The organism is Microbacterium sp. CFBP 8801 (genome assembly GCF_014839455.1).
Classification (GTDB): domain Bacteria; phylum Actinomycetota; class Actinomycetes; order Actinomycetales; family Microbacteriaceae; genus Microbacterium.
In genome coordinates, this window is the sequence record NZ_JACYNU010000002.1 from 122,186 (window position 1) to 143,823 (window position 21,638).

The 21,638-nt window shown below is 71.1% G+C and carries 15 protein-coding genes; 10 read left to right on the top strand and 5 right to left on the bottom strand.

From position 1 onward, the window contains the following. The first annotated feature begins 38 nt into the window (after positions 1-38). The 3 genes from IFR11_RS03470 to IFR11_RS03480 are packed head-to-tail and all read left to right on the top strand — an operon-like array spanning position 39 to position 5,205. Positions 39-1,346 carry a GNAT family N-acetyltransferase gene (locus tag IFR11_RS03470; RefSeq protein WP_191915222.1) on the top strand — a complete coding sequence of 436 codons (1,308 nt, stop codon included), beginning with the start codon at positions 39-41 and terminating at the stop codon, positions 1,344-1,346. Positions 1,347-1,384: 38 nt separating this feature from the next. After that, complete coding sequence (locus IFR11_RS03475; protein ID WP_191915223.1) at positions 1,385-3,907, top strand: bifunctional lysylphosphatidylglycerol flippase/synthetase MprF; 2,523 nt, start codon at positions 1,385-1,387, stop codon at positions 3,905-3,907. Then, complete coding sequence (locus IFR11_RS03480) at positions 3,904-5,205, top strand: alpha/beta hydrolase (RefSeq protein WP_191915224.1); 1,302 nt, start codon at positions 3,904-3,906, stop codon at positions 5,203-5,205. The genes IFR11_RS03475 and IFR11_RS03480 overlap by 4 nt, the downstream gene beginning before the upstream one ends. Before the next feature lie 91 nt (positions 5,206-5,296). Here IFR11_RS03480 and IFR11_RS03485 read toward each other — a convergent pair whose 3' ends face one another. Next, a complete protein-coding gene (locus IFR11_RS03485) occupies positions 5,297-8,962 on the bottom strand; it encodes a multifunctional oxoglutarate decarboxylase/oxoglutarate dehydrogenase thiamine pyrophosphate-binding subunit/dihydrolipoyllysine-residue succinyltransferase subunit (protein WP_082516495.1) in 3,666 nt (1,221 codons plus the stop codon). Positions 8,963-9,101: 139 nt separating this feature from the next. On the opposite strand from IFR11_RS03485, the gene guaB1 reads away from it, so the two are divergent. Then, positions 9,102-10,556, top strand: coding sequence for a GMP reductase (gene guaB1 / locus IFR11_RS03490; RefSeq protein WP_191915225.1), 1,455 nt, complete (start codon positions 9,102-9,104; stop codon positions 10,554-10,556). Here the strand turns inward: guaB1 and IFR11_RS03495 are convergent. Continuing rightward, the gene (locus IFR11_RS03495; RefSeq protein ID WP_191915226.1) at positions 10,546-11,583 is read right to left on the bottom strand and encodes a glycoside hydrolase family 76 protein; all 1,038 of its coding nucleotides are present in this window, start codon (positions 11,581-11,583) and stop codon (positions 10,546-10,548) included. The genes guaB1 and IFR11_RS03495 overlap by 11 nt on opposite strands. Before the next feature lie 162 nt (positions 11,584-11,745). Between IFR11_RS03495 and IFR11_RS03500 the strand changes: the two genes are divergently transcribed. Continuing rightward, a complete protein-coding gene (locus IFR11_RS03500; protein ID WP_191915227.1) occupies positions 11,746-13,089 on the top strand; it encodes a hemolysin family protein in 1,344 nt (447 codons plus the stop codon). Next, a complete protein-coding gene (locus IFR11_RS03505) occupies positions 13,086-14,141 on the top strand; it encodes a hemolysin family protein (RefSeq protein WP_055936734.1) in 1,056 nt (351 codons plus the stop codon). The genes IFR11_RS03500 and IFR11_RS03505 overlap by 4 nt, the downstream gene beginning before the upstream one ends. Positions 14,142-14,263: 122 nt before the next feature. Here the strand turns inward: IFR11_RS03505 and IFR11_RS03510 are convergent, their stop codons facing one another. After that, positions 14,264-15,322 (bottom strand): NADH:flavin oxidoreductase/NADH oxidase, encoded by a 1,059-nt coding sequence (locus IFR11_RS03510; RefSeq protein WP_191915228.1) that lies wholly within the window; start codon positions 15,320-15,322, stop codon positions 14,264-14,266. A 29-nt stretch (positions 15,323-15,351) separates the two neighbouring features. Here IFR11_RS03510 and IFR11_RS03515 point away from each other — a divergent pair, with 29 nt between their 5' ends. The 3 genes from IFR11_RS03515 to IFR11_RS03525 all read left to right on the top strand — a co-directional run bounded on the left by IFR11_RS03515 (position 15,352) and on the right by IFR11_RS03525 (position 18,120). Further along, a complete protein-coding gene (locus IFR11_RS03515) occupies positions 15,352-16,209 on the top strand; it encodes an ADP-dependent NAD(P)H-hydrate dehydratase (RefSeq protein ID WP_191915229.1) in 858 nt (285 codons plus the stop codon). An 85-nt stretch (positions 16,210-16,294) separates the two neighbouring features. Continuing rightward, a complete protein-coding gene (locus IFR11_RS03520; protein ID WP_055936744.1) occupies positions 16,295-17,602 on the top strand; it encodes a glycosyltransferase family 87 protein in 1,308 nt (435 codons plus the stop codon). 191 nt (positions 17,603-17,793) lie between these two features. Continuing rightward, positions 17,794-18,120, top strand: a complete 327-nt coding sequence (locus IFR11_RS03525) for a thiamine-binding protein (protein WP_191915230.1) — start codon at positions 17,794-17,796, stop codon at positions 18,118-18,120. Positions 18,121-18,187: 67 nt separating this feature from the next. Here the strand turns inward: IFR11_RS03525 and IFR11_RS03530 are convergent, their stop codons facing one another. Then, complete coding sequence (locus IFR11_RS03530; RefSeq protein ID WP_206755288.1) at positions 18,188-18,589, bottom strand: hypothetical protein; 402 nt, start codon at positions 18,587-18,589, stop codon at positions 18,188-18,190. Between the two features lie 243 nt (positions 18,590-18,832). Here IFR11_RS03530 and IFR11_RS03535 point away from each other — a divergent pair, with 243 nt between their 5' ends. Next, positions 18,833-20,080 (top strand): MFS transporter, encoded by a 1,248-nt coding sequence (locus tag IFR11_RS03535; protein ID WP_070408333.1) that lies wholly within the window; start codon positions 18,833-18,835, stop codon positions 20,078-20,080. Between the two features lie 299 nt (positions 20,081-20,379). On the opposite strand, the gene metX is transcribed toward IFR11_RS03535, so the two are convergent. After that, the gene (gene metX / locus IFR11_RS03540) at positions 20,380-21,585 is read right to left on the bottom strand and encodes a homoserine O-acetyltransferase MetX (protein ID WP_191915232.1); all 1,206 of its coding nucleotides are present in this window, start codon (positions 21,583-21,585) and stop codon (positions 20,380-20,382) included. Positions 21,586-21,638 lie beyond the last annotated feature (53 nt).

Sequence of the window (21,638 nt, forward strand, 5' to 3'; positions counted from 1 at the left end):
GCTCGGCGCGTGTCGGAGGCCGTCCGTAGGCTGGGGGCATGGCGATCATCGACACGCTCCCTCTTCCCGCGGATGCCGAGTCCTCGGCGACCCTGTCTGACTCCGGCTTCGACTACGCGGTGGTCGACCCCGACGGGTCGGGGTTCGTCGACTTCCTGAGATCGGTCTCGCGCGGTTTCCTCGGTGAGGAGCCGTCGGACGACGAGGTCGAGAGTGCCCGTCGCGCGCTGCGTTCGCGTCGACTGGTCGGCGTGTTCGACCCCGCCGGCGCAGAGCCCGCCTCGCCGGTGGCGACGGTGGACTCCTGGCCGGCTGAGTTGACCGTGTCTCCGGGGCGCATCGCGCCGCTGTACTCGATCAGCGCCGTCACCGTCGCGCCGACCCACCGCCGACGCGGCATCGCGCGCGCCATGCTGACCGGCGAGCTGCGCACCGCGGTGTCGGCCGGGTACGCGATCGCGGGGCTCACCGTCACCGAGGCGACCATCTACGGGCGCTGGGGCTTCTCGCCCGCCGCCTGGGCGAGCGACGTCGTCGTCGACACCCGGCGGGCGCGCTGGACCGGCCCCGTGGCCCCCGGCCGTCTCGACTTCGTCCCGCGCGAGAGCCTCCCCGAGCGGTTGGCTGCGGTGCACGAGCGCATCCGTACGCGTCGGCCCGGATCCGTCGCCGGGTGGGAGGGCCGCTGGCGGGGGATGGCGGGACTCACCCCCGATGCGAAAGACGGCAAGAAGGTGCGGGCGGTCGCGTATCGCGATCTCGACGGCGTGGAACGCGGCATCCTGGTCTACACGATCGGCGAGGATCCGGGCGACGACTACACGGCGCACGAACTCAGCATCCGCGCCCTCTTCGCCGACGGTGACGAGGCGTACGCGGCGCTCTGGCGTTACGCGATCGAGCACGACCTCGTCGCGCGCGTGACGGCATCGCTGCAGTCGGTCGTGCCTCCGGTGCAGTGGATGGTGTCCGATCGCCGCGCTGTCACCGCCACCCTCACCGACCATCACTGGCTCCGCATCCTCGACGTCGCCGGCGCGCTGACCTCGCGCCGCTACGCCGGAACGCTCGATCTCGTGCTCGCCGTGCACGACCCGCTCGGTTTCGCCGACGGTTCGTGGGCCGTGCGCATCGATGAGTCCGGAGAAGCGACGGTCGCCCCGGCCGGCGACGACGCCCCCGACGTCGAGCTGAGTGTGGGGGCCCTCTCGTCGTTGCTCCTGGGTGGCGTGCGCGCAACGGAGCTGGCGGCCGCGGGAACGGTGCTCGGCGACGCAGAAGCCCTCGCCGCCCTCGACGGTGCTTTCACCCCCGAAGCGACCCCGCTCCTCGACATCTGGTACTGACCCCTCGTCCATAGCCTTTCCCCGTAAAATCCGGGGCGATGTCCGAACCCTCCCCACCCCTGTCCGCTGAGCGGGCGCCGTCGCGCCTCCGCGCGCGGCTGCGCACCCTCGGCGCGGTGTCCCGCCGGTACGTGCGAGATCACCCCGTGTCGCTCTGCGTGGTGGTGGCCGTGCTCGCCACCGCGGCCGCGACCGGGTCGCTCTGGGGCGAGGACGCCCTCGTTTGGGGGGCGGGTCCGCTCGCCACCTTCGCCAACGGACGGTGGTGGACCCTGGTCACCGCGCTGGTGGTCCCCGACTCGACGATCGACGCCGTGTCGTCGGTGCTGCTCGCGCTGACGGTGCTGGCGTACGCCGAACGCCTGCTCGGCTCGCGCCGGGCCGCTCTGCTGCTGGTCGTGCTGGGACTGAGCGGTCTCGTGGTCGGGATCGGCCTGCACGCGGCGGCGTGGACGGTGACCGATCTGCGTCCGGTGGTCGCCGCCGAGGTTCCCGTGCTCGATCCCACGACCCCCATCGCCGGGGTGGTCATGGCGGCATCCGCCTTCGCCCCGACGCTCTGGCGTCGACGGCTGCGGCTGGTGGGCTTCGCCCTGCTGGCGTTGTTCGCGCTCTACGCGGGCGACGCCGACTCGTGGTACCGCCTGACCGCCGCGGTCATCGGCCTCGGCGTCGGCGCCGTGCTCGCGCGGGGACGCGAGCGCCGTTCGTGGCATCGCAGCTCGACACGCGAGACCCGCACGCTGTTCGCGATGCTCGTCGCGGTCGTGGGCAGCGGCCCCCTCGTGGCCCTCGTCAGCGGCGGTGGTCGCGGACCCCTCTCGCTCGTCGTCGAGGCCTACACCCAGTACGACGATGCAATGCTCAGCCGATGCGGCCGGGTCGCCGAGGCGGTGTGCGATGAACAGATCGCCCTCCTCATGACCCGGGGCGCCGGCCCCGCTCTGCTGGCGATCGTGCCGCTCGTGCTCCTGCTGATCGCGGCGTGGGGCTTGCGCCGAGGGCGGCGGGCGGCGTGGGTCCTCGCGATGCTGGTGCTCGTGGCATCCGCCGTGCTGCCGGTGATCTCGCTGCTCGACGGCCGCCTGCAGATCGACCCGTGGGTCGACGGCAGCGGCGCCGAATACGTGCTCTGGGCGATCGCGACCATCGTCATCCCGCTCGCTTTGGCGGCGGCTCTCGTCGTCACCCGCGCGCGCTTCTCGGTGCGCGCCACGCGCAAGGCCGCCGCAGTGGTCACCGCCGTCGTCGCCGTCGCCTTCGTCGCCTGCGGGACGACGTTCTTCGTCGTGGAGTCGCTCAACCGCCGCTCGTTCAACCGCGACCTGTCGCTTCCCGAGATGCTCGGCCTCACCCTGCGGCGCTTCCTGCCGCCGTCGTTCACCCACCCCGGTGGCTCGTCGGCCTTCCCGCACCAGGGTCCCGCGCTGTTCGTCTACCAGTGGATCGGGGTGCTGTTCTGGGCCGTCGTCGTCGCCGCGATCCTCTGGCTCTACCGTCGTGCCCGCCGTCCCGTCGCGGGGGGACACGCGCACTACCGCGAGCTGCTGCGGCGCGGGAGCGACACCCTCGGCTTCCTCGGCACGTGGGAGGGCAACCGCCACTGGTACTCGGACGACCGAGAGTGCGCCGTCGCCTACCGGCTGACCGGTGACGTCGCCCTGGCCGTCGCCGATCCTCTGGCCCCCGCGGGGCGCCGGATCGAGGCGCTGCGCGGGTTCACCGACTACTGCCTTGAGCACGGCTGGATCCCCGCCTTCTACAGCGTGCACGGCGACACCCTCGACGACCTCGTGAGCCTCGGGTGGCGGCACGTCCCCGTCGGGGTCGAGACGGTCATGGACCTCGCGGGTCTGACCTTCGCCGGCAAGACCTGGCAGAAAGTGCGCCAGCCGCTCACCCGCGCCGAACGCGAGGGCTACACCGCGGTGTGGACGCGGTGGCACGAGCTGACCGTGGGTCAGGCGTCGCAGGTCGTCGCGATCGACGAGGAGTGGGTGGCCGACCGCGCGCTGCCCGAGATGGGTTTCACGCTCGGCTCCCTCGACGAGCTGCGCGACAGCGAGGTGCGCCTGCTCCTCGCTGTCGGCCCCCACGACCGTGTCGAAGCGGTGACGAGCTGGATGCCGAGCTGGACCGACAGCGAGATCACCGGATGGACCCTCGATTTCATGCGCCGTCGCACCGACGGACCCAACGGCATGATGGAGTTCCTCATCGCGAAGGCCGCGTTGCAGTTGCAGGAGGAGGGCGCCACGGTGCTCAGCCTGTCGGGCGCTCCGCTCGCCGACGACCCGGCCGAGCCGGTCGACGGCGACCCCGCCCCGCTGCGGGCACTGCTGCGCTGGCTGGCGGAGGTGCTCGAGCCGGCGTACGGTTTCGCCTCGCTGTTCCGCTTCAAGGGCAAGTTCCGCCCCCGGTACCGTCCGCTCGCCCTGGCGTACCGCGACCCGCTCCAGCTCCCCGCGATCGGGGCCGCCGTCGGACGCGCCTATCTGCCCGACGCCTCCCGTCATGAGATGGTCGCTCTGGCGAGGAGCGCGTGGGAGGGCCGCCGATGAACCGTTTCCTGCTGTCTTTCGAGCTGATCGACAGTCCGCTGCTGATCGTGTGCGCGGTCGTCGCCGGGGTGGGTGCGCTCGCCGTGGTGTCGTGGGCTCCGCGCCGCGTGGTCCGCACGCTCGTCATCGGCGTCGCCGCGGGGGTGGTGATGTACATCGTCGCCCACATCCTCGAGGCCATGAACCTCTTCCAGGGTCCGCTGCCCGCCGGGGCCGCCGTCTGGGCGGCGAGCGGCGTCGCCGCGGCCGCGGTGGGCGTCGTGGGCATCTGCCGCCGCCCGTGGGGGCGTCGGATCGCCGGTGCGCTGACGGTGGTGGCGGCTCTCCTGGCCGCCGCGCTCGGCGTCAACACCGCCTACGGGGTGACGCACAACCTCGCCGCCATCCTCGGCGTGCAGGCGCTCGATCCCGCGGCTCTTCCCGCGCAGGCCGCCGTCGCGGGAGACCCGGCGACGCTCTACGAGACCTGGGAGCCACCCGCGGGGATGCCGACGCAGGGGGCGCTGAGTGCTCTGTCGGGGAACGCGAAGATCCCCACCGGGCAGTTCGCGGCGCGAGACGCCTCGCTGTACCTTCCGCCCGCAGCACAGGTCGCGAACCCGCCGGCCCTCCCGCTGCTCGTCTTCATGATGGGGCAGCCCGGTTCACCGGATCCGACGGCGCTGGCCAAAGCGCTCGATGCTTTCGCGGCGAAGAACAGGGGCCTCGCCCCGATCGCCGTCGTCGTCGACCAGCTGGGGGCTCCCGACCGTGATCCCGCGTGCGTCGACTCCGCGAAGTACGGCGCCGTGTCGACCTACATCAACCAGCTCGTGCCGCAGTGGGCCGAGAAGAACCTCAACATCGTGAAGGACCACCGGTACTGGACCATCGGGGGCTTCTCGAACGGCGGTTCGTGCGCCGCGATGTACGGCTCGAAGTACCCGGACGTGTGGGGGCAGATGCTCGACGTCATGGGCAACGAGTTCCCGGGATCGGAGCACGTCGCCGAGACCGTGGCCGACACGTACAACGGCGACGCGGGCGCGTTCCAGGCCAACAAGCCGTCGGTGATCATGGCGGCCGCTCCCGCCGGGACCTACACCGGCCACCTGGCCATCTTCACGTGGGGAAGCGCCGACACCACGTACGGTCCGGGACAGCAGGCCAACTCCGAGGCCGCGCAGGCCGCGGGATTCACCGTGCTGACGCACATCGTCGAGGGCGCGGGCCACACCGGCGAGGCGCTCGACGCGAGCCTCGCGTTCGCCATCCCCGCGCTGGCTCCGACGCTCGGACTGGCGCCGCCGGCATCCTGACGCGTCGGCGGTCTCGGCATCCTGACGCGAGGAATCCGCCCACGCGAAAGGGCCCGGTCGACGATATCGACCGGGCCCTTCGACGTACGGATCAGCGCGCGAGCGCCTCCGCCATGATGGCGGCGTGCTCGTTCGCGTGCACCTTGGGCGAGCCGGTCGCGGTCGACGCCGCAGAGGCACGCGAGATGTTGCGGATCGAGCGGCCACCGAGCTGGTCGGCGATCTCGAGCGCGATGAACGGCCACGCGCCCTGGTTCTCGGGCTCGTCCTGGACCCACACCAGTTCGGCGTTCGGGTACTGCTCGAGCACGCGGGTCAGCTCTTCGATCGGCGCCGGGTAGTACTGCTCCAGGCGCACGAGGGCGATGTTCGGGTTCGGGTTCTTGTCGAGCTCGGCGCGCAGATCCCAGTGGATCTTTCCGGCGTGCAGCAGCACGCGCGTGACGGCGCCGCGGTCGACACCGCGGTTGTCGTCGAGCACCGGCTCGAAGCGACCCTCGAGGAAGTCCTCGACGGGGCTCGTGGCTCCGCGCAGACGCAGCATGGCCTTCGGGGTGAAGACGATGAGCGGACGACGCGGACGCTGGTACGCCTGGCGGCGCAGCAGGTGGAAGTACGAGGCCGGCGTCGACGGGCGCGCGACGATCATGTTGTCCTGCGCGCACATCTGCAGATAGCGCTCGATGCGGGCCGACGAGTGGTCGGGTCCCTGGCCCTCATAGCCGTGGGGGAGTAGCAGCACGACACTCGACTGCTGAGCCCACTTCTGATCGGCCGACGAGATGAACTCGTCGATGACCGACTGCGCGCCGTTGGCGAAGTCGCCGAACTGCGCCTCCCACAGCACCAGGGAGTCGGCGCGCTCGACCGAGTAGCCGTACTCGAACGCCATGGCCGCGTACTCGCTCAGCAGCGAGTCGTAGACCCAGAAACGTCCCTGGTTCTCGCTGAGGTTCGCCAGCGGCAGCCATTCCTGACCGTTGTCGCGGTCGTGCAGCACCGAGTGGCGCTGGACGAACGTGCCTCGGCGCGAGTCCTGACCGGCCAGGCGCACCGGGGTGCCCTCCATCAGCACCGAGCCGAAGGCGAGGAGCTCGCCGAAGGCCCAGTCGATGTTGCCGTTGCGGCTCATGTCGAGACGCTTGTCGAGCAGCTGCTGCAGCTTGTTGTGCACGGTGAAGCCGTCGGGCTTGTTCACGAACGCGTCGCCGATGTGCTGCACGACCTCGCGCGAGACGCCGGTGGTCTCGGGCGCGCCCGTGGGCACGTCGTCGACCGCGTCGGCCGTGACGACGGGGGTCGTACCGGTCTCGGCTTCGTGGGTGTCGGCGAACGCGACTTCGAGACGGTTCTGGAAGTCCTGCTTGGCCTGCTCGTACTCGTCCTCGGTGATGTCGCCGCGACCGACGAGCGACTCCGTGTACAGACGGCGCACCGAGCGCTTGGCCTCGATGAGGTTGGTCATCAGCGGCTGCGTCATCGAGGGGTCGTCGCCCTCGTTGTGGCCGCGTCGGCGGTAGCAGACCAGGTCGATGATGATGTCGCGGTGGAACTCTTCGCGGTACAGGAACGCCAGCTCGGCCGCGCGGACGACGGCCTCGGGGTCGTCGCCGTTCACGTGCAGCACGGGGGCCTGGATGGTCTTGGCCACATCGGTGGCGTACACGGAGGTGCGCGCGTCGGTGGGGGTGGTGGTGAAGCCGACCTGGTTGTTCACCACGACGTGGATCGTGCCGCCGGTGCGGTATCCGCGCAGCTGCGACATCTGCAGCGTCTCGACGACGACGCCCTGACCCGCGAACGCGGCGTCGCCGTGCACGAGGATGGGCAGCCACGAGAACGTGCCGATGGGCTTGCGGTCCTGCTTGGCGCGGACGATGCCCTCGAGCACGCCGTCGACGGTCTCGAGGTGCGAGGGGTTGGCCGCCAGGTAGACGGGGAGCTCATCGCCCTCGTCGCCGACGAAGGTGCCCTCGGTGCCGAGGTGGTACTTCACGTCGCCCGAGCCGCGCTTGCTTCCGGTGGCGACCGCACCCTCGAACTCGCGGAACACCTGGCCGTACGTCTTACCGCCGATGTTGGTGAGCACGTTCAGGCGACCGCGGTGGGCCATGCCGATCGCGGCTCCGTCGAGGCCCTTGGACGCTGCGCCCTGGAGGATCTGGTCGAGCAGCGGGATGAGCGACTCGCCGCCCTCGAGGCTGAAGCGCTTCTGGCCGACGTACTTGGTCTGCAGGAACGTCTCGAACGCCTCGGCTTGGTTGAGCTTCGACAGGATGCGCAGCTGCTCGTCGTGCCCGGGCTTGGTGTACTTGACCTCGATGTTGCTCTGGAACCACTGACGCTGGATCGGGTCCTGGATGTGCATGTACTCGACACCCATGGTGCGGCAGTACGAGTCGCGGAGCACGCCGAGGATGTCGCGGAGCTTGGCGACGCGCTTCGTGCCCAGACCGCCGGTGACGAACTCGCGGTCGAGGTCCCAGAAGGTCAGACCGTGCGACTCGATCTCGAGGTCGGGGTGGGTGCGCTGCACGTATTCGAGCGGGTCGATGTCGGCCATGAGGTGGCCGCGCACGCGGTACGAGTTGATGAGCTCCTGCACGCGGGCGCTCTTGTCGATGCGCTCCGAGAGGTCGACGCTGATGTCGGCCGCCCAGTGGATGGGCGCGTAGGGGATGCGCAGCGCCGCGAAGATGTCGTCGTAGAAGCCGCGCTGCCCGATGAGCAGTTCGTGCACCTTCTTGAGGAACTCGCCCGACCCCGCGCCCTGGATGACCCGGTGGTCGTAGGTGCTGGTGAGCGTGATGGTCTTGCCGATCGCCAGCTCGTTGAGCGTCTTGTCGCTCGCGCCCTGGAACTCGGCGGGGTAGTCCAGCGCACCCGCGCCGATGATGGCGCCCTGACCGCGCATGAGACGGGGGACCGAGTGCACGGTGCCGATGCCGCCGGGGTTCGTCAGCGACAGCGTCGTGCCCTGGAAGTCGCCGGGCGTGAGCTTGTTGCCGCGTGCGCGACGCACCAGGTCCTCGTACGCGTCGAGGAAATCGCTGAAGCTGAGGGTGTCGGCGCGCTTGATGCTGGGCACCAGCAGCGCGCGGGTGCCGTCGGGCTTGGGCATGTCGATCGCGATACCCAGGTTGATGTGCGCGGGGGCCACCACCGAGGGCTTGCCGTCGATCTCGGCGTAGTATACGTTCTGGCTCGGGAACTCCTTGAGTGCCTGGATGAGCGCCCAGCCGATCAGGTGCGTGAAGCTGATCTTGCCGCCGCGCGTGCGCGACATGTGGTTGTTGATGACGATGCGGTTGTCGATCATCAGCTTCGCCGGCACGGTGCGGACGCTGGTCGCGGTGGGGACCGTGAGCGAGTCGTCCATGTTGGAGGCCAGGGCCTTCGGCATCCCCTTGAGGACGGTGACGCGGTCCTCTTCGGTGCTCGGGGCTGCGGCCGCGGGTGCCGAGGCGGGGGCCTGCGCCGGGATCGGCTGCGGCTTCGCGGGCTTGGCGGTGGTGCGCGCGACGGGGGCCTGACCGACCACCGGGATCGGCGCGGTGACCGGCTTGGGCTCCGAGGGCGGCGCTGCCGCGGCGGACCCGTCGACGACCGGGTGGTACGCCTCCAGGATCGGCCACCAGGCCTTGTCTACGGAGTGCTTGTCGACTTTGAACTGCTCGTAGAGTTCGTCTACGAGCCACTCGTTCGCGCCGAACTCGCCCTCGCTCGAAGTACCGACGCCCGCCACCTGGCTCGACACAGTCGATCGCCTGCTTTCCTCGATGAAGATTCCTGTGGATACGCGCGAACGTCACCGTCCGGCGCGTCGTCAAGCCTAGCCGAGGTTCCTGGGCGGTCTGCGGGTCTTTACGTTCCCTTGATGTGGTGAGGTGGATGCCATGGAGTTCTCCGGCGCTCAACCCGATGTCGATCTGACCTACTCGGACGTGTTCCTGGTCCCGCGTCATTCCGAGGTGCGCAGCCGCCTCGACGCGGACCTGGCACCCGGAGACGGGAGCGGTGCCACCCTTCCGCTCGTGTCGGCGAACATGAACTCCGTCACGGGAACCCGACTCGCGGCGACCCTGGCGCGCCGCGGCGGACTCGGCGTGCTCCCGCAGGACCTCGCGCTGCCCGACCTGCTCGACGCCGTCGGCTGGGTCAAGGCACAGCCGACGGCCTGGGACGCCCCGCTCGTGCTGCCCCCGACCGCGACGGTCGCCGACGCGCGCCTGGTGCTGCCCCCGGTGCCCGGGCGCGGCATCGTCGTCGCCGAGACCCGAGACGACGGGGTCGTCGCCCTCTCGGCCTTCCGCGGGATCGTGCCGGCCACGCGCCTCGCCACGGCGCTCCCGGATGCCACGCTCGGCGACATCGCGCGGGGTGACGCCCCGGTGGTCTCGGTCGATCAGCTGGGGGATCCCCGTGCCGTCTTCGCGCTGGTGGGGGAGGCCGACATCGTCGCCGTCGTCGACGCGGACCGCGTGGTGGGCACGCTGTCGGCGCGGAGCGCCGTGCGCGACTCGATCTACCGCCCGGCGGTCGACGCCGAGGGACGCCTGATCGTCGCGGCCGCGGTGGGGATCAACGGCGATGTCGCCGGCAAGGCCCGCGCCCTCGCCGACGCCGGTGTCGACGTCCTCGTCGTCGACACCGCCCACGGTCACCAGGCGCAGATGCTCCGGGCGCTGCGCGAGGTCGCCGCGTTGGATCTCGGCATCCCGATCGCCGCCGGCAACGTCGTCACCGCCGAGGGCGTGCGCGACCTCACCGACGCGGGTGCGACGATTCTCAAGGTCGGGGTGGGGCCGGGGGCGATGTGCACGACCCGCATGATGACCGCCGTGGGGCGGCCGCAGTTCTCGGCCGTGCTCGAGACGGCGGAGGCCGCGCGCAGCGTCGGGGCGCACGTCTGGGCCGACGGCGGAGTGCGGTATCCGCGCGACGTCGCCCTGGCGCTGGCGGCGGGTGCGGCATCGGTCATGGTCGGTTCGTGGTTCGCCGGGACGATCGAGTCGCCCGGGCGCCTGCGTGCCGACGCGGACGGCCGGGTCTACAAGGAGTCGTGGGGCATGGCCTCGACCAAGGCCGTGCACGGGCGCTTCGGGGCACTCGACCCGTTCGAGCGCGCCCGCAAGGAACTCTTCGCCGAGGGCATCTCGTCGTCGCGCATCTACCTCGACCCGCAGCGCCCCGGTCTGGAAGACCTGCTCGACATGATCACGTCGGGCGTGCGCTCCTCGTTCACCTACGCCGGCGCCGCCACCGTCGCCGAGTTCCACGAGCGCGCTCGTGTGGGCCTGCAGTCGGCGGCCGGGTACGACGAGGGCAAGGCGCTTCCGGTCAGCTGGTGAACACCCGCTCGAGGTCGGCCGCGGCCTCGAGCGTGATCCACGCCCCGACCTGCACCGACAGATCGAGGTCCTCGCCCTCTGCGCGCGCGGGGCGGCGGGGATCGGCCGGGAACAACCCGCCGCGGCGTGCGTCCCAGAGCGCGTCGGCGTTGCGCTGGACGAGGCGCCGCGCGGTGCGCGAGAGGGCATCGCCCTCGGCGTCGCCGCTCTCGGCGAGATCCATCGCCGCCTCGGCGAGATAACGCGCCAGGATCCCGGCGAACAGGCCGCCGTCGCCCCCGCCCGCCGCGGGGAACAGTCCGTCGTCGGCGGCGCACCACCGTTCGACCGCGGCGACGAGAGCCCGGGCACGCTCCACGTGCGCCCACGCCGGGTGCGCGTCGTCGGCCAGGGCCCGCTCGCCCAGCAGCAGGGCGAGCCCCAGGGCCGCGCCCTGGTTGTACGTCCACAGTTCGCTCCGCACGACGCCGTGCTCGACGCCGTCGCGGACGAGGCCCGTGTCGGACTGATCCAGGGTGGATGCCATCCACGCGTCGAGTGCGACGGCCTCGGCCCGGTGGCCGGTCAGAGCGAGCACCATGGCGCCGGGCGCGTTCGCCGGAGCGTTGAAGAGGTCACTGTCGACGCACCAGGGCAGTGCGCCCACGCGCGGATGGATCGCCCGGTGCAGCACCCGCGAGATGCGGCGCAGGGCGCGGGCGTTCAGGTGCGTGCGCGCGAGCGCCAGGCCCATCCAGGCGATGTCGTCGTAGTACGGGGTCGTCCATCGGCCGATCGTGCGCAGGGTCACCCCCCGGGCCAGGCGACGCATCATCCGTCGACGGCGCGCGTCGGGCCGGTTGCGCTCGGCGTCGCCGAGCACGTGCAGCACGTGCGCGTGCCACCAGTAATGCCACGTGCGCTCGCCGGTGGCGCCGGGCAGTGCCGCCCTCGCCCAGGCCACCGGGCCGTAGCGGTGCACGAAGCGGTCCGTCACCTGACGTTCAGCGGTGGCGGCGCGCTCGCCGGCCGGGGTCTCGGCATCCATGCACCCATCCTCCCCAGGTGCCGGGATCCGCAGAATCCGGATGCCAGGGGCCCGGGGCTGCAATAGAATCGAGCGCACGATGGACGACCCTCCCAGTTGTAGACCCAGGCCCCGACGCCGCCCCTTCGACACCGACCCCCGGTCGAGCGGAGGTGATGCCTGATGGATTACGTCATGCTCGGCGTGGGGCTCATCCTCACCGTCGGAACGGGACTCTTCGTCGCCAGTGAATTCGCCCTGGTCAACCTCGACCGCGCCGACCTCGAAGCCCGCCGCGAGGCGGGCGAGCCGCGGCTCTCGCTCACGATCGATGCGCTGCGCATCACCTCGACGCACCTGTCGAGCGCCCAGCTCGGCATCACCCTGACGACGCTCCTCACCGGTTACACGATGGAACCGGCCATCTCGAATCTGCTGCGGCCGGTCTTCCAGGCGTGGGGACTGCCCGAGGCGGTCATCGTCACCCTCGCCGCGATCATCGGCGTCGGTTTCGCCACCGTGCTGTCGATGATCCTGGGCGAACTCGTTCCCAAGAACTTCGCCCTCGCGATCCCGCGGCAGACGGCCAAGCTCGTCCTGCCCTTCCAGATCGCGTTCACCGCCGTGTTCAAGCCCGCCATCCTCGTGCTCAACGGCAGCGCCAACGGGGTGCTCCGCTCCATCGGCGTCGAGCCGAAAGAGGAGCTCTCGGGCGCCCGTTCGGCCGAGGAGCTCTCGAGCCTCGTCAAGCGCTCGGCCAGCGCCGGCATGCTCGAGAAGGACACCGCCTCGCTGCTCGATCGCAGCCTCACCTTCGCCCGCCTCAGCGCCGCCGACGTGATGACCCCGCGCCCCAGCGTGCACGCGCTCGCCGCGGGCGACCCCGCCGACGACGTCGTGCAGTTGGCCCGGCGCACCGGGCACAGCCGCTTCCCCGTGTACGGCGAGTCGATGGACGACATCATCGGCGTCGTGCACCTCAAGGCCGCGATCGGCGTGCCGCGCGACAGGCGCGGCGACGTGCCCGTGGCCGCGCTGTCGACGGAGCCGCTGCGCGTCCCCGAGACGGTGCACCTCGACACCCTCGTCTCGGAGCTGCGTTCGCGCGGCTACCAGATGGCGATCGTCGTCGACGAGTACGGCGGGACCGCGGGCGTGGTCACCCTCGAAGACCTCGTCGAAGAGATCGTGGGCGAGGTGCTCGACGAGCACGACCGCTCCCGCGCCGGGGTGGTGCGCTCCGCGGCATCCGTGATGTTCCCCGGAGACCTGCGACCCGATGAAGCCCTCGACCGCGCGGGCGTGCGCGTGCCCGAAGGAGAGGTCTACGACACCGTGGGCGGCTTCATCATGGCCGAGCTCGAGCGGATCCCGGCGGTGGGCGACACCGTCGAGACCGACGAAGGGGTCTTGAGCGTGCACCGCATGGACGGCCGTCGCGTCGACCGCGTGCAGTTCACCCCGAAGCCGGTGGAGCAGAACGTCGGCGACCTCGTGCGCGCGGCGAAGGGCGGTGATCAGCGATGAACGATTGGGCGGGAATCGCCTGGCTGGTCGTGCTGCTCGTGGCCAACGCCTTCTTCGTCGGCGCCGAGTTCGCGGTGATCTCGGCGCGGCGATCGCAGATCGAACCCCACGCCGATCGCGGCTCGCGGGCGGCGAAGACCGCGCTGTACGCGATGGAGCACGCCACGCTCATGTTGGCCACGTGCCAACTCGGCATCACGATCTGCTCGCTGCTGATCCTGAACGTGTCAGAGCCCGCCATCCACCACCTGCTGGCGGGGCCCCTCGGCCTCACCGGTCTGCCCGAGGCGGCCGTCGACGTGGTGGCGTTCATCGTGGCGCTGCTGATCGTGTCGTACCTGCACGTCGTGTTCGGCGAGATGGTTCCGAAGAACCTGGCGTTCTCGCTGCCCGACCGCGCGGTGCTCATGCTCGCGCCGCCCCTGGTGGCTGTGTCGAAGGCGTTCTACCCGATCATCGTCGCCCTCAACTGGACGGCGAACCACGTGCTGCGCCTGTTCCGCGTCGAGCCGAAGGACGAGGCCGCCTCGACCTTCACCCTCGACGAGGTCGCGACGATCGTGAGCCAGTCACGGCGAGAGGGCATGCTCGACGACGCGTCGGGAACCGTCAGCGCGGTGGTGGAGTTCACCGAGAAGACCGCCGCCGACGTCGCCGTCCCCATGAGCGACCTCGTGACGCTCCCCGCCCGCACCACTCCGGGCGAGATCGAGCGTGCCGTCGCGCAGCACGGATATTCGCGGTACGTGATCGTCGATGACACCGGCAACCCCACCGGGTACGTCCACCTCAAGGACGTCCTGCGCGCGGCCGACGGGACGGCCGCCGACATGGCGCGTCCGATCCCCGCCAAGCGCATCCATCAGATGGTGTCGGTGCTCGAGACGACCGATCTCGAAGACGCCCTGGCGCTCATGCGCCGCTCGGGTCGCCACCTGGCGCAGGTGCGCGACGAGAGCGGCGACGTGAAGGCCGTGCTGTTCCTCGAGGACATCATCGAGGAGCTCGTCGGCGAGGTGCAGGACGCCACCGAGCGCCGTCGCTTCGTCTGAGGCCTGACACACCGGATGCCACGGCCCCGAGGGGTCGTGGCATCCGGTGTTCTCATTCGCGGGGGTGAGTGCTCGCCGATCCGCCGTCGGGCGGGACCCGGGTCAGGACGTCGCGGCGCGGCTCAGTACGCGCGGGTGTACTGGGCCGGCGCGGGGGAGTCAGCGCCGAGCGCGGCGGCGGCGCGCAGGCCGTAGTGCGGGTCGCGGAGCCACTCGCGGCCCGACAGCACGGCGTCGGCCCGGTCGTCGGCGACGATGTTCTCGGCCAGGGAGGGGTCGTCGATCATGCCGACGGCGGCGACCCGCAGTCCCGTCTCGCGGCGCACGGTCGCGGCGTACTCGACCTGGTAGCCGGGGCCTGTCACGATGCGCTGCTGCGGCACGAGGCCGCCGCTGGAAACGTCGATCAGGTCGGCGCCGACCGCACCCACCAGCCGTGCGGCGGCGACGGTGTCGGCGACGCTCCAGCCGCCCTCGGCGGCGTCCGTCGCCGAGAAGCGCACGAACAGGACGACGTCGGGGATGGCCGCGCGCACGGCCTCGGTCACGCGCACGAGCAGGCGCACCCGGTTCTCGAACGAGCCGCCGTACTCGTCGTCGCGGTGGTTCGTGAGCGGTGACAGGAACTGGTGCAGCAGGTAGCCGTGGGCCGCGTGCAGCTCGACGACCTCGAACCCGGCCGCGACGGCCCGGCGGGCGGCATCCGCGAAGTCTTCGACGACCTTCTCGATGCCCGCGGCATCGAGGGCGACGGGCTCGGCGAACGTGTCGTACGCGAGCGCCGAGGGGGCGAGCGTGGTCCAGCCGCCGGCCTCGGGCGCGACGGTGCCGCGGCCGCCGGTGAGCGGGGAGGTGGTCGACGCCTTGCGGCCGGCGTGGCCCAGCTGCACGCCCGCGACGGCGCCCCGCGCGCGGATCGCCGCGACGATGGGGGCCCAGGCCTCGGCCTGCGCGTCGGTCCAGATGCCGGCGTCTTCGGGCGAGATGCGGCCTTCGGGCGACACCGCCGTGGCCTCGGCGATCACGAGACCGGCGCCGCCCGCGGCGAACTGGGCGAGGTGCACGTGGTGCCAGTCGTTCGGCACGCCGTCGACCGCGCTGTACTGGCACATCGGCGAGACCCACAGCCGGTTGCGCATCTCGATACCGCGGATGGACAGGGGTGTGAAGAGGGCACTCATGGAAGACCTTTGCGCTTTAGGGTGACGCCATGACGGCGAAGGACTGGACCGGGCGCGATGCCGGTCGCACACTGCGGTGGCCAACGGCGCACGACGACAAGTATTCCCGCGGGGTCGTGGGGCTGCGCACGGGGTCGACCCGGTATGCGGGCGCGGCGATGCTGGGAGTCGAGGCCGCGTGGCGCACCGGAACGGGCATGGTCCGCTACCTCGGACCCGAGCGCGCGCAGAACCTCGTGCTGCAGCGTCGGCCCGAGACGGTGACCGCCGACGGGCGGGTGCAGGCGTGGGTGATGGGATCGGGAACGGATGCCGCGGAGCGCGCCGCCGCCGAGACCGCGGCGTTGCGCGGCATCCTGCGCGCCGACGTGCCGGTCGTCGTCGATGCGGGAGCCCTGGACCTGGTCGCCGGGGCTGCGGCACCGGTCATCGTGACGCCGCACGCGCGAGAGCTCGACCGACTGCGCGAGAGCCTGGGCCTCGAAGCGTCCGATCCGCGCGACGACGACGCCCGCGAGGCGGCCGCGCGCGAGACCGCCGAGGCCATCGGCGCGGTGGTCCTGCTGAAGGGCGCCGTCACGATCGTCGCCGCCGCGGGCGGGTGGACCCGCCGCGTGACGACGGGCACGCCGTGGCTCGCGACCGCCGGCACCGGCGACGTGCTCGCGGGCGTGCTCGGCGCCGTCACCGCCGGGTCGGTCGCCGCCGATCGCACCTCGCTCGACGACCTCGCCGCGTGCGCGGCCACCGCCGCGTGGCTGCACGGAACGGCCGGCACACGGGCATCACAGGCCTACGGCGGCCTCGGCGGGCCGATCACCGCGCTCGACATCGCCGGGGAGCTGCCCTCGGTCGTGGCCGGGCTGCAGGCGGACTCGATCGGGTAACGGTTGTCGTCGCGACCCGCGCGACGGCGGGGGAGCGCGAGCCGCGCGTCCGGGACGCTCAGGGGCGCCCGCTTAGGATGATGCGGTGGTGAGGCGTGTCGTTCCCTTGTTGATCGCGTTCGTCGCCGTACATGTCGTCGTCGGCATCCTGGGCTATCAGCAGCCCAACGAGCCGATGGGCGATGTGTACCTGGTGTACGAACCCTGGTCGCGCTGCGCGCTGTTCGGCGGCATCGACGTCACCTCGTGCACGCGCTCGGACGCGTGGGCCTGGCCGGGCATCACCGAGAAGTGGATCTATCCGCAGCTCGCGTTCCTGCCCATGACGTTCGCCTGGCTGTTCGCCTGGGCCGTCGGGTACACGCCCGCCTGGGTCATCACCGTCGCGCTCGCCAACCTGGTCGCCTTCGTCGTGCTCGTGGGCAAGGGACGCTCGCGCGGTCGTGTGATCGCCGCCTGGTTCTGGCTCGCGGCCATCCTGCTCATCGGGCCGGTCGGCCTGTACCGCATCGACGGCATCACGGTGCCGTTCGCGATCCTCGGCAGCATCTGGCTGCTGCGCCGCCCGTTCGTGGCCTCCCTGCTGCTGTCGATCGCCGTGTGGATGAAGGTGTGGCCCGCGGCGATCCTGGCCGCCGGTCTCATCGCCGCCCGCCGTCGCCTGGCCCTCATCTGGGGTGCCGTCGCGGTGTCGGTGACCACCGTCATCGCGGTCGTCGCCCTGGGCGGTGCGCCGTACGTCTTCGGCTTCGTCGGCGACCAGACCACCCGCGGCATCCAGATGGAGGCCCCCGTCGGCGGGCTGTACATGTTCCTCGCCGCCTTCTACGTTCCCGGCTCCGAGGTGTACTACGACGGCGGCGTGCTCACCTTCCAGGTGACGGGACCCGGCGCCGACCCCCTCATCGCCGCGATGACGCCCATCATGCTGCTCGTCATGGTCGGGATCGCCATCGTCGGCATCGTGAAGCTGCGGCGCGGGGCGACCTTCGTGAGCCTCTTCCCGCCGCTTTCGCTCGCTCTCGTCACCGCCTTCATCGCGCTGAACAAGGTCGGCTCGCCGCAGTACTACGTGTGGCTCTTCGCTCCCGTCGTGCTGGGGCTGATGATCGATCGCCGCCGCTGGTACGGATTCGCGGGCATGACCCTCGTGATCGCGGCGCTCACGCAGTGGATGTACCCGCTGCTGTACGACGGGCTCATGGCGACGCACCCGAACCCGTTCCCCGTCTTCGTGCTCGAAACCCGGAACCTGCTCGCCCTCGTGCTGCTGGTGTGGGCCGTCGTGCGCGTCGTCCGTGCGCCGATCGACCGCGTCCGTCCCCCCGCCGGGCTGCACGAGATCGTGACCGGGCGGCGTCCGGCGCGAACGCGGATCGCTCCGCGCGGCTGACCCGGGGTTGGCGTCTAGGCGCGGTGCTGCCGCGAGACGGTGCGCCGCGACCGGGGTGCACGCGGCGTCGTCCGACGCAGACGCGGCGCTTCACTTCGCGGTGCGGCGCGGCGTGTCGCTGCGCAGCGCTGTGCGGCGCGGTGGCGACGCGGCCCGTTCCGCCGAGGCCGCCCGCGGCCTAGTCTCGAATCATGCTCATCGCCTTCTCTGTCGCTCCCTCGGGTGTCGGAACCGTCGCCTCGGAGAACCCCGACGCGTCGGTGCACGACGCCGTCGCCGCAGCCGTCGCCGTCGTGCGCGCCTCGGGTCTGCCGCATCGCACGACCTCGATGTTCACCGAGGTCGAGGGGGAGTGGGACGAGGTGTTCGACGTCGTCAAATGGGCGACGGATGCCGTGCTGCCCTACGGATCGCGGGTGTCGCTGGTGCTGAAAGCCGACATCCGCCCCGGACGCACGGGCGAGATCGACGGCAAGATCGAGCGACTCGAGGACGCGCTGGAGCGTCACGTCGACTGAGCCGATCGGCTGAGCCGTGACGGGACAGCGGTCGACGGTTGCGCGAAGGGGTGCAGCTGCGGCGGGTTCACCCGGCGGGCGGGTCGTTCCAGATGCGCCTGGTGATGGCAGTGACGTCGGCGTCGATGCGGGCGAGGTCTCCGCGCAGGCGGCTCTCGACGCTGTCGATCTTGGCGCTCAGGCCGGCTTCGACGGTGTTGATTCTGGCGGTGAGGCCGGCTTCGGCGCTGTCGATCTTGGCGGTGAGAACGGTCTCGACGCTGTCGATCCTGGTCCTCGTGACGTGGATCTCGGCCACCGTCTCGTACCGCACGGCGTCGAGACGTGCCTCGAGCCGGTCTGTGTTCGCCGTGATCACTTTCGTGAGCGATCCCATGATGAGGTTCGTGCTGAACGTCATGCCGCCCAGAACAGTCGCGGCGAAGGTTCCGATGAGCACCCATACTTGCGGTTCCGTCACGTCCGGCATCCCTTCATCCCGCGGTGAGGAAATCCAGACTGTCAGCTTTCCGTGGGGGTGGAACCGCTCGACCGCGGAGATCGGGAGAAGTTCACCCGCGGTGCGGGTGGGGAGGAGCAGTCCGCGGGGTGCACGGTCGACCGTGACGCCGACCTCACCCGCCGCACCCGGCCCTCGAAACGATTCGACGCTCGCGGCCGCGCGGACTAGCATCGCAAGGTGACCTCTTCGACTTCCTCGAGAGGTGCGGCGATGCGGGCGCTCCTTTCTCTCGCCATCGGCAGCTTCGGCATCGGCATGACCGAGTTCGTGGTGATGGGCTTGCTGCCCAACATCGCCCGCGAACTCGTCCCCGGCGCGTGGGCGGCCTCGCCCGACGACGCCATCGCCCAGGCCGGCTGGCTCATCTCGCTCTACGCGCTCGGCGTCGTCGTCGGTGCGCCCACGATCGCCGGCTCCGTGGCACGGTTCCCGCGTCATCGCGTGATGATCGTGCTCGCCGCCGCGCTGGCGTTCTTCACCCTGCTGACCGTCATCGCCCCCACGTTCGAGCTCGTCGCGGCATCCCGATTCCTCGCCGGACTTCCGCACGGCGCCTACTTCGGCATCGGAGCCCTGGTGGCCGCCGACGCGCTCGGCCCCGGCAACCGTGCCAAGGGCGTGGCGTTCGTCCTCACCGGGCTCACGATCGCCAACGTCGTCGGTGTGCCGCTGGGCACCCTTCTCGGCCAGCAGGTCGGCTGGCGCGCGGCGTTCGCCGTGGTGACCGGGATCTTCCTGCTCGCCACGATCTGCATCGCCCTCTTCGTACCGAAGCACCCCGGTTCGCCCGGTCGTCGATTGCGTGACGAACTGCGCGTGTTCCGCATCGGTCAGGTCTGGTTCGCCCTCGGCATCGGCGCCGTCGGGTTCGGCGGATTCTTCGCGATGTACAGCTACATCGCGCCCATGATCACCGATGTCGCGGGCCAGCCCGAGTGGGCCGTCTCGCTCGTGCTCGTGCTCGTGGGGATCGGCATGACGATCGGCAACATCGTCGGCGGCGCGCTCGCCGACAAAGACCTGCGGTTCTGGTTGTACGTCGGGCTCGTCGCCCTCGGTGCGGCATCGGTGGGCCTGGCTCTCACGGCCGGGTGGATCGTGGCGCTGGTGCTGTTCGCGTTCCTGGTGGCGTTCTGCGGTGCCGCCCTGAGTCCGGCGATCCAGACGCGACTCATGGACGTCGCCGAGGACAACCAGTCCATCGCCGCAGCGCTGAACCACTCGGCGCTCAACATCGGCAACAGCCTGGGCGCCTTCCTCGGCGGCCTCGCCATCGCCGCGGGCCTCGGACTCGTCGCCCCGGCGTGGGTGGGAGCGCTGCTCGCCCTGGGCGGACTGGTCGTCGCCGTGGTGTCGTACCGCGTCGAGGACCGCAGCGGACGCCACCCCGAACATCGGGTGCCGGCGGCCGAAGCCGCGCAGACCGCGATCACCGGTTCGATCCCGACGCAGCGCTGAGCGCGCGTCGTGTCGACCACGGGCCGGCGGCTGACGCGGCGCTGAACGTTGGCGCGAGTGTCCCGGACACGCCGCCTTGGGGTCCGGGGATGCGGAGTGTTCTGGACACTCGACGGTGTGTGCGGGCGGTCGCGGCGACGGCGCGCCGCTCGGGTGAGTGTCCGGAACGCGCCGGGCATGCGTCCAGGTGCCGGCTCGCCGCGGCAGCGGCGCGGCCCTAACACGGAACGCACGACCTCTTCCCCGACCGACGAGGGGCCGGAGGGAACGGATGCCGCGGTGCCCGGCATCCGGGATCATCAGGTCGCGAAAAGGCGACGCAGGTGCAGGGCGACGGCGGCGGTCTCGATGAGGAAGCCGTCGTGGCCGAAGTCGCTCGAGAGCACGACGGCGTCGTCTCCGTCGAGCGTGTTCGGGATGCCGCGGGCGATGCGATGCTGCCCGTCGATGCGGAACAGGCGGTCGCTGTCGATGCCGAGCACCAGGGTCGTCGCCGTGACGCGTCCCAGGGCGTCTTCGACGCCGTCGCGGTCGCGGCCGACGTCGTGCGAGTTCATGGCCTCGACGAGGGTGAGGTAGCTGTTCGCGTCGAAACGGCGGGTGAACTTGTTGCCGTGGAAATCGAGGTACGACTCGACGGCGAAGCGTCCGCCGCGGCCCAGCGGGCTCACCCCCGACTGCCATGAACGTTGGAATCGCTGGTTGAGCTCGGTCGGGCTGCGGTAGTTCAGCAGTGCCATGCGCCGAGCGAGGGCGAGTCCGCGGTGCGGGCCGTCGCCGTCGCCGGCGTCGTAATACTCGCCGCCGGCGAAGCGGGGGTCGATGCGCACGGTGTCGAGCTGCACCGAGTTCAGGGCGATCTGGTCGGCGGTCGTGATCGGCGGGGCCGAGAGGATCGCGGCGCGGGCGACGCGGTCGGGGTGGCCGACGGCCCACTCGATCGCGTGCATTCCGCCCATCGACCCGCCGACCACGGCGAACCACCGCTCGACGCCGAGCTCGTCGGCGAGCAGGGCCTGAGCCTCGACCTGGTCGCGGATCGTGAGGTAAGGGAAGCGCGAAGCCCACTCGTAGCCGTCGGGGGCGATGCTCGCCGGTCCCGTCGAGCCCTGGCATCCGCCCAGCATGTTGGGGGCGACCACGAACCAGCGGTCGGTGTCGATGGCCGCACCGGGGCCCACGAGGTCGCTCCACCACCCGGCGGTGGGGTGCCCCGGACCGGCGGCACCGCGCACATGGCTGTCGCCGGTGAGCGCGTGGAGGATCAGCACGGCGTTGTCGCGGGCGGGCGAGAGCTGTCCCCACGTCTCGTACGCGAGACGCACGTGGGGCAGCGACTGCCCGGTCTCGGTCGCGAACGCGCCGAACGAGGCGAATCGGCGGTCCCCCGCGGGGTCGCCGTCGCGCCACGCGCCGGTCGCCGGGGGGCGTCCGAGCAGCGATCGGGCATCGGCCTCCGTCACCGGGGCCGAGGGCACCGTGTCTTCGGAGATCTGCCAGTCCATGGCATCCATTCTCGTCGGTCGCCGATGGTCCGACCGGACTGTTACGTCGATGT